Here is a 13,208-nt window from a genome sequence, read left to right on the forward strand (position 1 = left end):
CCCTGCCCCGCCCCGCCAGGGTGAGTCGTCCGCGTCGACCTCCTCCGCCGCGACGCCGAGGGCGGCCACCTCGTCGACCACGCCCGCCACCGCGGCCACGTCGACGCAGACCGGCGCCGGCCCCGGATGCGTCATCGACGCGCCGGTGAGCCGGTGGACCAAGCGGATGTTCAACTCCAACATCGAGGACGGCGGCGTCAGCTGCGTCGTGGCGACGGTCATGCAGAACACCGGCGTCTCGATCGACCACGTCATGACGGTGGACTTCACCGGCTTCAAGAACATCGTGGACGCGATGGGCACCGTCGAGATCTGCACGACCTCCCCGGTCAAGGACAAGTACAGCGGGCTCGACCTCGCGGCCGGACGGCACCGGCTCGACGGAGAGCAGGCGCTGGCCTTCGTGCGCACGCGCCACGGTGTCGGTGACGGGTCCGACACCGGTCGGGTGCGCCTGCAGCAGGACTTCCTCGCGGCCGTGGTGCGCCAGGCGACCTCGACCGGCGTGCTGCTCAACCCGCCCAAGCTCTACAACGTCCTCGACGCGGCCACGAAGTCGCTCAAGACCGACGCCGACCTCGCCAACGTCTCCTCGCTGTCCGGCCTCGCCTCCCAGCTGCGCGAGCTGCGGCCCGCCGGCATCCGGTTCATCACCGCTCCGGTCGAGCCCTACCCCGCCAACCGGGACCGGGTGCAGCTGAGCCCGGCCGCCACCGACCTGTGGGAGATCCTGCGCGAGGACAAGCCGTGGCCAGGCACGACCGGCGCCTCGAGCTCCGCCTCCGCCTCCCCGAGCGCGACCCCGACCGTGGCGCCGAGCTCGGTCACGGTGAGCGTCGAGAACTCCTCGGGCACGAGCGGTCTCGGCGGTCAGGTCGCCCAGGCGCTGCGCGTGCAGGGCTTCACCGTCGGCGCCGTCACGGCGGCCGCCTCGCCGAGCAACGGCGTGGTCGTCCACCACTCCGCGGCCCAGCTCGCGCAGGCCCAGGAGGTGGCGCTCGCCTTCCCCGGCGCGTCGCTCAGGGCCGACGGTCCCGCCGGGGCCCCGGTGCGGGTGTCCGTCGGGCGTGGCGCCCCCAAGGTCGTGGCGGTGCCCAACCGCTCGGGCACGACGCCGCTGCCGGCGCAGCCGATCACGGCGGCCCCGGTGCCGGGCAGCACCACGTCGAGCACACCGACCCTGCAGGCCAAGGTCGCGAGCGACGACGTCTGCAGCGACACCAGCAAGGGCTGACCGGCGCGCGGGCCGGACGTTTTGCTCCGGCCCGCGCCCGACCGGTAGCCTGGGCAAGTTGCACTGGAGGTGTCGCATAGTGGCCTAGTGCGCCCGCCTGCTAAGCGGGTTGAGGTTGAAAACCTCTCGCGGGTTCAAATCCCGCCACCTCCGCCACACCCTTCACGAGGGATCGAGAGCCCCCGACCACAGCGGTCGGGGGCTCTCGCGTCTCCCCGCGACCAGCCCTCCCGGCCGTATGCCGACCCGGCCGCCGTCTCGGCATACGGGCGCCCTGTCCGAAGTGAGACCCCGGTCACGGCCGGGGTGAGGCACGCCTTAACGTGATGGCATGGACTTCTCTTTGTCTCTGGTGCAGGAGCAGTGGCGCGACCGGATGGCCGACTTCCTCCAGGAGGAGGTCTATCCCGCCGAGGCCGTCGCCCGGCGCGAGGTCGCCGAGCTGGATGCCGAGCACCGGTGGACCCGCCCCGCCGTCATGGCGCGGCTGGCGGACCAGGCCCGCGCCGCCGGGCTGTGGAACCTCGGCCTGCCCGCGCCCTACGGCTCGGGGCTGAGCCACCTCGATCTCGCCCCCGTCGTCGAGCTGTCGGGACGGTCGCCGCACCTGGCGCCGGAGGCGATCAACGCCAACAGCCCCGACGTGGGCAACATGGAGCTGCTGCTGCGCTACGGCTCGCCGGAGCAGCAGGAGCGATGGCTCGCATCGCTGGCGGCCGGCGAGATCCGCTCGTCCTTCGCGATGACCGAGCCGGACGTCGCCTCGTCAGACGCGGGCAACATCTCCACCTCCATCGAGGTCGACGAGCAGACCCAGGAGGTCGTGATAAACGGCCGCAAGTGGTGGTCGAGCGGGGCCATGGCTCCCGACTGCCGCGTGATGCTCGTGATGGGCAAGTCCAACCCGCGCGGCCAGCGGCACCTGCAGCACTCGGTCGTGATCGTGCCGAGGGACACCCCGGGCGTGCAGGTCGTGCGGGCGATGTCGGTGCTGGGCTACGACGACCCCTACACCGGGGGGCACGGCGAGGTCGTCTTCGAGGACGTGCGGGTGCCGCTGGGCAACGTGGTCGGCGAGCTCGACCGCGGCTTCGCGCTGGCCCAGGCCCGCATGGCGCCCACCCGCCTCACGCACTGCCTCAAGCTGGTGGGCGTCGCGGAGCGGGCCTTCGACCTGATGGCCGAGCGGGTGCCGCGGCGAGTCGCCTTCGGGCGGCCGCTGGCGCAGCACGGGCTCGTGCAGGAGTGGGTCGCGCAGTCTCGCGTGGCGATCGACCAGGCCCGGTGGCTGGCCTACCGCGCGGCCTGGTCGCTGGACCACCAGGACGACCAGGACTCGGCGGCGGCGATCTCGGCGCTCAAGGTCGTGGCCCCCACGATGGCGAGCACCGTCGTCGACCGGGCCATCCAGGCCCACGGCGCCCTCGGGCTCTCGCAGGACTCGCCGCTGGGCGAGCTCAACGCCTACGCCCGCCAGATGCACATCGCCGACGGCCCCGATGAGGTGCACCTGATGGCCGTTGCCCGCCACGAGCTGCGGAGGTTCTCGGGCTAGGCCAGCGGCTCGAGCTCCGGGTGGCGCTCGACCGTCGACGCCTCGACGTCGGAGGCCTCGCGGTCCGGCGCGGCCATCCAGCGGCGCAGGGCGACGAACCGGACCAGCGTCGAGACGACGTTGGCGACCGCGACGACGGAAGTCTGCACGCCGGCCGAGGCCCCCGGCGCCGCGGTCTGCAGCCCGAGCAGAGCCAGGCTCGTGAGACCCCAGGTGACCGCGAACACCGCCAGCCCCTGCAGCTGGTGCCGCAGCGCGTCCTGCCGGCCCCGCACCTCGAAGGTCCAGGCCCGGTTGGCGGCGGTGTTGAGGACCGTGGCGACGAGCAGCGCCACCAGGTTGGCCGACAACGCTCCGAGCGCGCCGGTCAGCGCCGCGAACATCCCGAGGTGGAGCACCGTGCTCGCCACCCCGATCGTCGCGAACCTGCCCAGCTGCGTGGCGAGCCCAGCGGCCGGACGCCCCTGCGCCGGCTCGCGGTCGGGTGCCTCGGGGGAGGTGGTGGGTGCCATCGTCTGAGCCTTTCCGTGGGGGGTCGGTCGGAGCAGGTATGCCGGAGCCCGGCGCCTCGTCAGGACGCCGCGAGCGGCTGGGTGAGGTCGTAGAACGTCGTGCCGTCGATGCTCACCGTCTGGTAGCTCGCGGCCGCCCAGGCCAGGATCTGGCTGGTGGTGGACGTCTCGGTCGAGGAGCCGCCCATGGCGCCCATCCCGCCGGAGGCGAGCAGGTAGTGGATCTGCCCGGAGGCGACATAGGCCTGGAGCTGCGCCAGCGTGGGCGACGGGTCGGTGCCGTTGAAGCCGCCGAGCGCCATCACCGGCTGACCGGTGGCGAGCTGCAGGCCGGCTGCGTTCTGGGACCCGACGGCGGCCGCGACCCAGGTGTAGCTGTCGGCGTCGGCGGACAGCGCGCTCACGACCTCGGTCGAGGGGGTGCTGGCGCCGAGCAGGCCGCCCATGCCGCCGGCCATGCCTCCAGCCATGCCACCACCCATGCCACCACGGCCGGTGGTCGGGCCGTTGGTGGTGCCGGTGGCGCCGTTGGCGGTGCCCTGCGGGGGCGTGCCACCCATCCCGCCCGGGCCGCCGCCGGGACCGCCCGTGCCGGACCCGGTCGACGGGCCGGCGGTGACGATCGAGCCGGTGTGCGCGGTGGTCACCGTCTGCGCGCTGCAGGCCGCGGGCCCGGCGAGGACCGCGACGAGGGCGGCCCCGGCCACGACCTTGACCGCCGAGGCGTGGATCCGGTCGAGCACCAGCATCAGCAGGGCGGCGGCCAGGCCGAGGACGACCACGACCCAGCGCAGCCAGGGCAGGAAGTCGGCCGAGCGGGCGAGCAGGACGAAGGACCAGGCCGACGCGATGGCGGTGGCGGCCGCGAGGGTCGTCATACCGAACCGGTCGCGACGCTCCCAGGCGAGGGTGGCGCCGATGGCGACCACCGCGGCCACGGCCGGGGCCAGGGCGACGGTGTAGTAGGCGTGGAAGATGCCCGCCATGAGGCTGAAGGTGAGGGCCGTGATCACGAGCCAGCCGCCCCACACGACCAGCTGGGCGCGGCGGCCGTCGGTGCGGGGGAGGCGCCCACGCATCACGAGACCGGTGACGAGCAGCAGCAGCGCGGACGGCAGCAGCCAGGAGATCTGCCCGCCGATCTCGGGATCGAACAGGCGCGTCAGACCGGTCTGGCCCCACCCGTTGCCACCACCCACGGACCCGGTCTCGTCGCCGGTGAGGCGCCCGAACCCGTTGTAGCCGAAGGTCAGCTCGAGGAAGGAGTTGGTCTGCGACCCGCCGATGTAGGGGCGGGCGGAGGCGGGCACGAGCTCGACGATCGCGACCCACCAGCCGGCGGAGAGGACCATCGCCAGCCCGGCCGCGAGCAGGTGCTGGATGCGGCGGCCGAGCGTCGTGTCGGCGGCCAGGAGGTAGGCGAGCGCGAACGCCGGCAGGACCAGGAACACCTGGAGGGTCTTGGTGAGGAAGCCGAACCCGAGGAGGACGCCGGTGGCGACGAGCCAGCGGGCGCGGCTCTCGTCGACGGCCTTGACGGTGGCCCAGGCGCCGAGGGTCATGAGCAGCACCAGCAGCGCGTCCGGGTTGTTGAACCGGAACATCAGCGTCGCGACGGGCGTGAGCGCCAGCGTGGCACCGGCGATCAGGCCCGCGGCGGCACCGAAGTGGCGCTTGATCGTGGCGTAGAGGACGCCCACCGAGGCCACGCCCATGAGGACCTCGGGCAGCAGGATCGCGAACGAGCTGAGCCCGAAGATCCGCACGGACAGGGCCATCACCCACAACGAGGCCGGCGGCTTGTCCACCGTGATGGCGCTTGCGGCGTCCGAGCTGCCGTAGAAGAAGGCCTTCCACGACTCCGAGCCCGCCTGCACGGCGGCGGAGTAGAAGGCGTTGGCCCAGCCGGAGCTCGTCAGGTCGCAGAGGTAGAACGCCGCGGTCGCGCACAGCAGGATGACCAGCGACGGGCGGGCCCAGCTCGGGTCCTCGGCCGGTCCGCGCCACAGGCGGGCCGCCCGCCCCTGGGTGTATGGCGTTGCCGCCGTAGGCTGTTCGCGAGGGGCGGTGCGCGGTGCGGCGAGTCCGCGGGCGCTGCGCCGAAGGGTCGAGATCGTCATGCCCCCAACGTTCGGCCTCGCGGTTGTGGGGACCCTATGAGCCCCCTTTGCCGCCCCTACGGGCCCTCGCCGGGTGCTGGACGACGAAGGGGGCGAGGGCTATCGGAGGGGGAGCGTGACCGTGAACTCCGTGCGCCCGGGCACGGAGTCGACGCGCACGTCGCCGTGGTGCGCCTTGACGACGGCGTCGACGATCGACAGGCCCAGGCCGGTCGAGCCGGCGGCGCGGTTGCGGGCGGTGTCGCCTCGCGTGAACCGCTGGAAGAGGTTGGGCTGCAGGGATTCTGGTATGCCGGGGCCGTCGTCCAGCACCCTCAGGACCGCGCGGTCGCCCTCGACGGCCAGGGAGGTGCGCACGACGGTGCCCTCGGGCGTGTAGCTGCGGGCGTTGGCGAGCAGGTTGACCAGCACCTGCTGCAGCCGGCCGCGGTCGCCGGTCGTCTCGATGACCGACTCGGGCAGGTCCAGCTCCCAGCGGTGCCCGGGCGCGGTTACCTGGGCGTCGCTGACGCACTCGAGCACGAGCATCGACAGGTCGACGGGGGCGTGGTCGAGGGGGCGACCGGCGTCGAGGCGGGCCAGCAGGAGCAGGTCCTCGACGAGGGTGGTCATGCGCTTGGCCTCCGACTCGATGCGGTCGAGGGCGTGCCGCACGCCTCCGGGCACGGGTTCGCGCTCCTTGCGGCTGAGCTCGGCATACCCCCTGATCGAGGCGAGCGGTGTGCGCAGCTCGTGCGAGGCGTCGGCCACGAACTGCCGGACGCGGGTCTCGGACTGGTGGCGTGCGGTGAGGGAGCTGTCGACGTTGTCGAGGAGGGTGTTGAGGGCGTGGCCGACCTGGCCGACCTCGGTGCGCGGGCTGGTGAGCTCGCCCGGGACCCGCTCGATGGGGGCCACCTCGCCGCGTGCCAGGTCGAGCTGGGAGACGCGGGTGGCGGTGTCGGCGACGCGGCGCAGGGGACGCAGGCTGCGGCGGACCAGCCAGATCCCGACCAGCGCCATGAGCGCGAGGCCGGTCAGGGAGGCCAGGGTGATCGTCCGCAGCAGCTCCTGGACCGAGGCCTTGACGCGCTGCAGGGGGATGCCGGTGACGATGGTCGTGCCGGAGCGGTAGGACGCGACGAGGCGGTAGCCACCGAGGCCGTCGACGTCGACGCTGCGGGGCTGGCTGCCGACGCCCGACTGCGAGATCGTGCCGACCTGCGCGGTCGTGAGACGGGAGTAGTCGCCGTCGGAGATGACGTAGTCGCTGACCGCGCTGCCGTCCTGCAGGCACAGGCGCAGCATCCCCTCGCCGGTGCCCGGCGGACGGCTGGTGCAGGCCCGGACCACGTCGTCGCCGCCGAAGCGCCCCCCGCGGTCGACCATCTGGGACTGCTCGAGCAGCTGCTGGTCGACCTGCTGGGTGAGGCGCTGGTCCATGACCAGCACGGTCGCGCCGCCCATCGCCACCGTGACGGCGAGGAACAGCGCGACCATCGAGGTCACGAGCTTGGTGGTCAGCGACCAGTCGCGGACGCGCATGAGGTGGTCAGGCGCCGGTGGCGGGCTTGAGGACGTAGCCGACGCCCCGCATCGTGTGGATCATGGGGTCGCGGCCGTGGTCGACCTTCTTGCGGAGGTAGGAGATATAGAGCTCGACGACGTTGGCCTGGCCGCCGAAGTCGTAGTTCCAGACGCGGTCGAGGATCTGGGCCTTGGACAGCACGCGCTTGGGGTTGCGCATGAGATAGCGCAGCAGTTCGAACTCCGTCGCCGTCAGCGTGATCTCGTCGTCGCCGCGGCGCACCTCGTGGGCGTCCTCGTCCATGACCAGGTCGCCCACGACGAGCACCGACGCGGACTCCTCCTCGGCGATCGCGGTGCGGCGCATGAGGGCTCGCAGCCGCGCGACGACCTCCTCGAGGCTGAACGGCTTGGTGACGTAGTCGTCGCCGCCCGCCGTCAGGCCGGCCACGCGGTCCTCGACGGCGTCCTTGGCGGTGAGGAACAGGACGGGGATGTTGGGGTCGTCCTGACGCATCTTGCGCAGGACCTCCATGCCGTCGAAGTCGGGCAGCATCATGTCCAGCGCGACGGCGTCGGGCTTGAACTCCCGTGCGGCGCGGACCGCCTCGAGCCCGGTGCCGGCGGTGCGCACCTCCCAGCCCTCGTAGCGCAGGGCCATGGACAGCAGCTCGGCGATGTTGGCCTCGTCGTCGACGACGAGGACCCGGACGGGGGAGCCGTCCAGGCGGCGCAGCGCCGGGGTGGAGGTGGTGTGCGTGCTCATGCCCCTCATGACACCCGGCCTTCCTGTGGTGGTGACAGGTCGTTCCTGTGGCGATCCTGTGGGACCACTATGGCGGACTCTTGGCCCCTCGACATGGAGGCCACAGCCCCGCCACAGCGTGGCTCCGGATCGTCGGTGGCAGCCAGAGACCCCGCCGGCAAGGAGACCGACATGCTGCCTCACCTCAAGCACGACGCCACGAACACCATCAACGCTGCACCGACGCCCTCGGCAGAAGCGTCCGACGGAGCCTCGGTGGCGCCGGCCGTGCGCCCCGCCCGGTGGTCGGGCAAGAAGACGGCCGTGGCCGCAGCGCTCGCTGTCGGCATGGCCTCGATCGGGGGAGGTGCCATCGCCGCCGCCGCGCCGACCATCAACAGCCAGAGCGAGGGCGGGACAGGCCGGATGGGAGGTCCGGGCGGGCCGGGCGGCGGCTTCCGTGACGGACGAGGCGGTATGCCGGGCCAGGCGCCCGGTCAGGCGGGGCAGATCGCGCCCGGTCAGGTGGGGCAGCCGGGGCAGCTCGCCCCGGGCACGGTGGGGACGAACTGATGTTCCTCGCCCGCCTCGTCAGCCGCCCGGCCTCACGCCGCCTCCACGCAACCCAGTGCAGCTCACGCCGCTCGCGCCTCGACCTGTCGCCGCTGCCGGTGTGCGGCTCCGGGGTGCCTCCGCTCGACGTGCAGCTCCGCCGCGCCTACCGGCGGTAGGAGGGGTCGCCGAGCTCGGCATACCGCCGGTGCAGCCGCGACCGCACCTCGGCCGGCGTCATCGACCGCCGCTGCCGCTCGCCCCGCGCCGCCAGCACACCGGTCGCCGCGACGCCCGCCAGGCCGGCCGCGCCGAGGAGCTTCCACCACGAGATGCGTCTCACGCCACGAGGATAGCCACCACGCCACCCGAGCCGCGGCGCCTCAGCCCGGCGCGGGTGCCAGACTCGGCGCATGGCGATCACGCTCGACCAGGCCGTGGACCACGCGCGCACCGGGGACATCTGGGTCTTTCGCGGGGCCAAGGGCGCCGACCGGGCGATCCAGGTCCTCACCAACGCCCCCGTCAACCACGTCGGTATGGCGGTGGTGCTCGAGGACCTGCCACCACTGATGTGGCACGCCGAGCTCGGCAAGGGCCTGGTGGACCTGTGGACCGGGCAGCACCAGCGCGGGGTGCAGCTGCACGACCTGCGGGACGCGGTGACGCGCTGGCACGACGACTACGGGCAGCGCGGGTTCCTGCGTCAGCTCACCCCCGAGGTGGGGCGCGAGCAGGAGGACGCGCTGCTGCGGACCATCGCGCGCTGGGACGGCACGAGCTTCCCGCGGACGGCGGCGCTCGCGGGCCGGTGGTTGCGGGGGCGGCGTGGCCACCTGCCGTGGCGCCACGAGCAGCGTCCGATCTCCGCGCGGCCCGAGCTGGCCTACTGCGCCGAGGTGGTCGCGGTGACCTACGAGGAGATGGGGCTCCTCGAGCCGGGACGTCCGCTCAGCTGGTACGACCCGGGCCGGTTCTGGTCGGGCGACCAGCTCCCGCTGGCCCCCGGATGGCGGCTGGGCGACGAGATCGCCGTGACGACAGGCCGATCCGCGAGTTCGTGACCCGACCGTGATGTGCCCACCCCACAGCCCCCGGACCGGCGGTTGAGAGGTGGCCGAGCCGGAGACGAGGACCCGCGCGGGCCCGACGGGTCCCCGGCGCGTGGTCTAGTGATCCCTTGAGCGACGGCGCCGAGGGGTCCGTCGACGCCGATGCGACCAGGAGGCCGTCCTCGTGAAGAAGTCCCAGCCGTGATCGAGTTCGTGCAGGACCGCTGGGCCGACATCGCCTACCGCTCCTACCAGCACGCCAGCCTCGTGACCCAGGCCGTCGTGATCGCGACCCTGGTCGCCATCGCCCTGGGCGTCCTCGTCACCCGCGTGCGCGCCCTGCGCGGCGTGGCCAACGCCCTCACCTCGATCGGCCTGACGATCCCGTCGTTCGCGCTGCTCGGCCTGGCCCTGCCGATCCTCGGCATCGGGGTGCTGCCCTCGGTGGCCGTGGTCGTCTTCTATGCCGTCCTGCCCATCCTGCGCAACGTCGTCGTGGGGCTCGACGGCGTGCCTGGTCAGCTGGTCGAGTCCGCCCGCGGCATGGGCATGAACCCCGTCGACACCTTCGTCCGCGTGCGGCTCCCGCTCGCCTGGCCCGTCATCCTCACCGGGGTGCGGGTGTCGACGCAGATGTCGATGGGCGTGGCCGCCATCGCGGCCTACGCCCTCGGTCCCGGCCTCGGCGGCTACATCTTCACCGGGTTGTCCCAGATCGGCGGCGCCAACGCCGTGTCCTACGCCCTCGTCGGCACCGTCGGCATCGTGCTGCTCGCCCTGCTGCTCGACGCCCTCCTGGTCCTCGTCGGCCGCCTCACCATCCCGAAGGGAATCCGGTCCTGATGCCTGCCACCCCCTCCTCCGACCGTCAGGTCAGCGGCGCCACCATCGAGCTCGACGTCGTCACGAAGTCCTACCCGGGCCAGAGCCGGCCCGCCGTGGACGGCCTCAGCCTGCACATCCCTGCCGGCGAGATCGTGATGTTCGTCGGCCCTTCCGGCTGCGGCAAGACGACCTCCCTCAAGATGCTCAACCGGCTGATCGACCCCACGTCGGGGCGCATCGTCGTCGACGGCGAGGACATCACCACCAAGGACCCGGACCAGCTGCGCCGCAAGATCGGCTATGTCATCCAGGGCGGCAGCCTCTTCCCCCACCTCACGGTGGCCCAGAACATCGGCCTGGTCCCCGGCCTGCTGAAGTGGGACAAGACCCGCACGCGGGAGCGGGTGGACGAGCTGCTCGACCTCGTGGGGCTGGCACCCGCGACATACCGGCACCGCTATCCCAAGGAGCTGTCCGGCGGCCAGCAGCAGCGGGTGGGCGTCGCCCGCGGGCTCGCGGCCGACCCGCCCGTGATCCTCATGGACGAGCCGTTCGGCGCGGTGGACCCGATCACCCGCCAGCGGCTGCAGGACGAGCTCCTGTCGATCCAGGAGGAGCTGCACAAGACGATCGTCTGCGTCACCCACGACATCGACGAGGCGATCAAGCTCGGCGACCGGATCCTGATCCTGCGCGAGGGCGCCCAGATCGCGCAGTACGACACCCCCGAGGTGATCCTCGCGGCCCCGGCCAACGAGTTCGTGGAGGACTTCGTCGGCTCCGGCTCGACGCTCAAGCAGCTCAGCCTCGCGCGCGTCGGCGACCTCGAGCTCCAGCAGGTGGCCACGGCGCGGGTCGGCGACCGGGTGGCCGAGGTGCGGCGCCAGCACGCCGAGTCCCGCAACCCCTGGCTGCTGGTGCTCGACGAGCGTCAGCGGCCCCTCGGCTGGACGCGGTTGGACCGCCTCGACGGGGACGCCGTGCGCCGGCCCGACACGTCCCGCCTGACGACGATCGACCGCCGGGCGACGCTCAACGACGCCCTCGACAGCATGCTGGCCGCGACCGAGGGCATGGCGGTGGTCACCGGCCGTCGCGACGAGTACCAGGGCGCCGTGACCTTCGACGCGGTCACCACCCACATCAGGTCCGTCGCCGCGGGTCGCGAGGAGGAGCCGGTATGACGTCCCCCGCCGCACCCGGGGTCGCCGCCTCCGGGGCTGACCCCTCCGACCCGGACGGCCGGTCCGACGCGGTCGGCTCGTCCGACGCGGCCACCCCGGCGCGGTCGCGGCCCCGGCCAGGGCGTCTGACCCGCCGCGACCGGGTGATGCTGCTCGTCCTGCCGGTGCTGGTGCTCGCGGGCGTCGCCGGGTGGGAGCTGTGGCGTCGCAGCGCACGCCTCGACACCATCGAGGCACGGGTCCTGACCTGGTCCAACGTCCAGACGCTGGCCACCCAGCATGTCGTCCTGACGGCGGTCTCGGCGCTGATCGTGGTGGGGCTGGCCGTGCCGATCGGCATACTGCTCACCCGTCCCGGCCTGCGCAGGTTCAGCGCGCCCGTGGTCGCGTTCGCCAACGCCGGGCAGGCCGCTCCGGTGATCGGGCTGATCGTGCTGCTGGCGATGTGGCTGGGCTTCGGGTTCTGGACCGCGGTGCTGGCGCTGTCGATCTATGCCTTCCTGCCCGTGCTGCAGAACACCATCACCGGGCTGCGCGGCGTGGACCCCACGCTCGTCGAGGCCGCCCGCGGCGTGGGGATGAGTCAGCTGGCCACCCTCGTGCGCATCGAGCTGCCCCTCGCCGTCCCCGTCATCATGAACGGCGTCCGCACCGCGCTCGTGCTCCTCGTCGGGACGGCCAGCTTCGCGACCTTCATCGACGCCGGGGGCCTCGGGTCGCTGATCACCACGGGCATCAACCTGTTCCGCTACCCGATCCTCGTGAGCGGTGCCGTGCTCGTCGCGCTGCTCGCCCTCCTGGTCGACTGGGTCGGCCGGGTCCTCGAGACGCTCACGACCCCGAGGGGGCTCTGACCCATGGCTGGACGACGGATCACCGGGAGGACCGCGCTGGCGGGTGTGCTGACCGCAGCGGCCCTCGGCCTGTCCGGCTGCGGTCTCGGCACGGCCGGCGGCTACGCGCCGTCGGGGCAGCTGCAGGGCGAGCTGGACGCGGTGCCGTCCCTGCGCGGGGCGTCGGTCGCCGTCGGCTCCAAGAACTTCACCGAGCAGCTGGTGCTCGGCAAGATGGCGGTGATCCTGCTCTCCTCCGCCGGCGCCGAGGTCAGGGACTACACCAACATCCCCGGCTCGGCGAGCGCCCGGCAGGCCCAGCTCGAGGGTCAGGTGGACGCCGAGTGGGAGTACACCGGCACCGCGTGGATCTCCTACCTCGGCCACACCGACCCGATCCCCGACCCCGCCGCGCAGTACGAAGCGGTCCGCGCCGAGGACGCCAAGACCCACGCCCTGACCTGGCTGCCGCCCGCACCGATGAACAACACCTACAGCTTCGCCACGACCACGGAGAGGGCTCGCGCGCTCGGCCTGTCGTCGCTCGCGGACATCAAGAAGGTGCCGGTCGGGCAGCGGACCTTCTGCGTGGAGTCGGAGTTCGCGAGCCGCAACGACGGCTTCCGGCCGATGCTCAAGGCCTACGGGCTGGAGTACGGCACGGACGTCCCCGCGGGCAACGTCAAGGTGCTGGAGACGGGCGCGATCTACTCCGCCACCGACAGCGGGCTGTGCACGTTCGGCGAGATCTTCACGACCGACGGGCGCATCAAGGCGCTCGACCTCGCCGTGATGAAGGACGACAAGAAGTTCTTCCCCAACTACAACGTGTCGATGGTGGTGCGGCAGGAGACCCTGGCCAAGCACCCCCAGATCGCCCAGCTCTTCGCCCCCGTCACCAAGAAGCTCACGGACGACGTGATGATCGACCTCAACGCCAAGGTCGACGTCGAGGGGCGCGAGCCGGCCGAGGTCGCGCACGAGTGGCTGGTGCAGCAGGGCTTCCTCCGCGCGGAGTGAGCGCTGTCGGCGTGGCGCGTGACCTCGCCGGTTCGTGACGGGCCGGCCGTATGACGAAGCCCGGCGCGTG

13 protein-coding genes and 1 tRNA gene are annotated in these 13,208 nt (G+C 72.5%); 9 read left to right on the plus strand and 5 right to left on the minus strand.

Going from position 1 to position 13,208, the window contains the following annotated elements:
* Window positions 1–145: 145 nt before the first annotated feature.
* The 3 genes from B4K29_RS07745 to B4K29_RS07755 all read left to right on the plus strand — a co-directional run bounded on the left by B4K29_RS07745 (window position 146) and on the right by B4K29_RS07755 (window position 2,789).
* Window positions 146–1,234 (plus strand): LCP family protein, encoded by a 1,089-nt coding sequence (locus tag B4K29_RS07745; protein WP_286966927.1) that lies wholly within the window; start codon window positions 146–148, stop codon window positions 1,232–1,234.
* A 65-nt stretch (window positions 1,235–1,299) separates the two neighbouring features.
* Window positions 1,300–1,390: transfer RNA gene (locus B4K29_RS07750), tRNA-Ser, on the plus strand.
* A 175-nt stretch (window positions 1,391–1,565) separates the two neighbouring features.
* Complete coding sequence (locus B4K29_RS07755) at window positions 1,566–2,789, plus strand: acyl-CoA dehydrogenase family protein (RefSeq protein ID WP_286966930.1); 1,224 nt, start codon at window positions 1,566–1,568, stop codon at window positions 2,787–2,789.
* Here B4K29_RS07755 and B4K29_RS07760 read toward each other — a convergent pair.
* From B4K29_RS07760 to B4K29_RS07775, 4 genes are all read right to left on the minus strand, one after another.
* A complete protein-coding gene (locus B4K29_RS07760; RefSeq protein ID WP_286966932.1) occupies window positions 2,786–3,301 on the minus strand; it encodes a GtrA family protein in 516 nt (171 codons plus the stop codon). The two genes, B4K29_RS07755 and B4K29_RS07760, sit on opposite strands and share 4 nt — an antisense overlap.
* A gap of 59 nt (window positions 3,302–3,360) precedes the next feature.
* Entirely contained in the window at window positions 3,361–5,421 is a 2,061-nt protein-coding gene (locus tag B4K29_RS07765) for an ArnT family glycosyltransferase (RefSeq protein WP_286966934.1), read from the minus strand.
* 99 nt (window positions 5,422–5,520) lie between these two features.
* Window positions 5,521–6,945, minus strand: coding sequence for a sensor histidine kinase (locus B4K29_RS07770; RefSeq protein WP_286966935.1), 1,425 nt, complete (start codon window positions 6,943–6,945; stop codon window positions 5,521–5,523).
* Between the two features lie 7 nt (window positions 6,946–6,952).
* Window positions 6,953–7,693, minus strand: a complete 741-nt coding sequence (locus tag B4K29_RS07775; RefSeq protein ID WP_019285268.1) for a response regulator transcription factor — start codon at window positions 7,691–7,693, stop codon at window positions 6,953–6,955.
* Window positions 7,694–7,864: 171 nt separating this feature from the next.
* On the opposite strand from B4K29_RS07775, the gene B4K29_RS07780 reads away from it, so the two are divergent.
* Window positions 7,865–8,245, plus strand: a complete 381-nt coding sequence (locus B4K29_RS07780) for a hypothetical protein (RefSeq protein WP_286966936.1) — start codon at window positions 7,865–7,867, stop codon at window positions 8,243–8,245.
* A 145-nt stretch (window positions 8,246–8,390) separates the two neighbouring features.
* Here the strand turns inward: B4K29_RS07780 and B4K29_RS07785 are convergent, their stop codons facing one another.
* Window positions 8,391–8,567 carry a hypothetical protein gene (locus B4K29_RS07785; protein ID WP_286961000.1) on the minus strand — a complete coding sequence of 59 codons (177 nt, stop codon included), beginning with the start codon at window positions 8,565–8,567 and terminating at the stop codon, window positions 8,391–8,393.
* 70 nt (window positions 8,568–8,637) lie between these two features.
* Here B4K29_RS07785 and B4K29_RS07790 point away from each other — a divergent pair, with 70 nt between their 5' ends.
* From B4K29_RS07790 to B4K29_RS07810, 5 genes are all read left to right on the plus strand, one after another.
* Window positions 8,638–9,288 carry a hypothetical protein gene (locus B4K29_RS07790; RefSeq protein WP_286966937.1) on the plus strand — a complete coding sequence of 217 codons (651 nt, stop codon included), beginning with the start codon at window positions 8,638–8,640 and terminating at the stop codon, window positions 9,286–9,288.
* A gap of 150 nt (window positions 9,289–9,438) precedes the next feature.
* Complete coding sequence (locus B4K29_RS07795; RefSeq protein WP_275442002.1) at window positions 9,439–10,119, plus strand: ABC transporter permease; 681 nt, start codon at window positions 9,439–9,441, stop codon at window positions 10,117–10,119.
* Window positions 10,119–11,285 carry an ABC transporter ATP-binding protein gene (locus B4K29_RS07800; RefSeq protein WP_239261585.1) on the plus strand — a complete coding sequence of 389 codons (1,167 nt, stop codon included), beginning with the start codon at window positions 10,119–10,121 and terminating at the stop codon, window positions 11,283–11,285. The genes B4K29_RS07795 and B4K29_RS07800 overlap by 1 nt, the downstream gene beginning before the upstream one ends.
* 146 nt (window positions 11,286–11,431) lie before the next feature.
* Entirely contained in the window at window positions 11,432–12,139 is a 708-nt protein-coding gene (locus B4K29_RS07805) for an ABC transporter permease (RefSeq protein WP_239261645.1), read from the plus strand.
* A gap of 3 nt (window positions 12,140–12,142) precedes the next feature.
* Window positions 12,143–13,138, plus strand: coding sequence for a glycine betaine ABC transporter substrate-binding protein (locus B4K29_RS07810; RefSeq protein WP_286955772.1), 996 nt, complete (start codon window positions 12,143–12,145; stop codon window positions 13,136–13,138).
* The last annotated feature ends 70 nt before the right edge of the window (window positions 13,139–13,208 follow it).

The organism is Arsenicicoccus sp. UBA6765 (genome assembly GCF_002453335.1).
Classification (GTDB): Bacteria; Actinomycetota; Actinomycetes; order Actinomycetales; family Dermatophilaceae; genus Arsenicicoccus; species Arsenicicoccus bolidensis.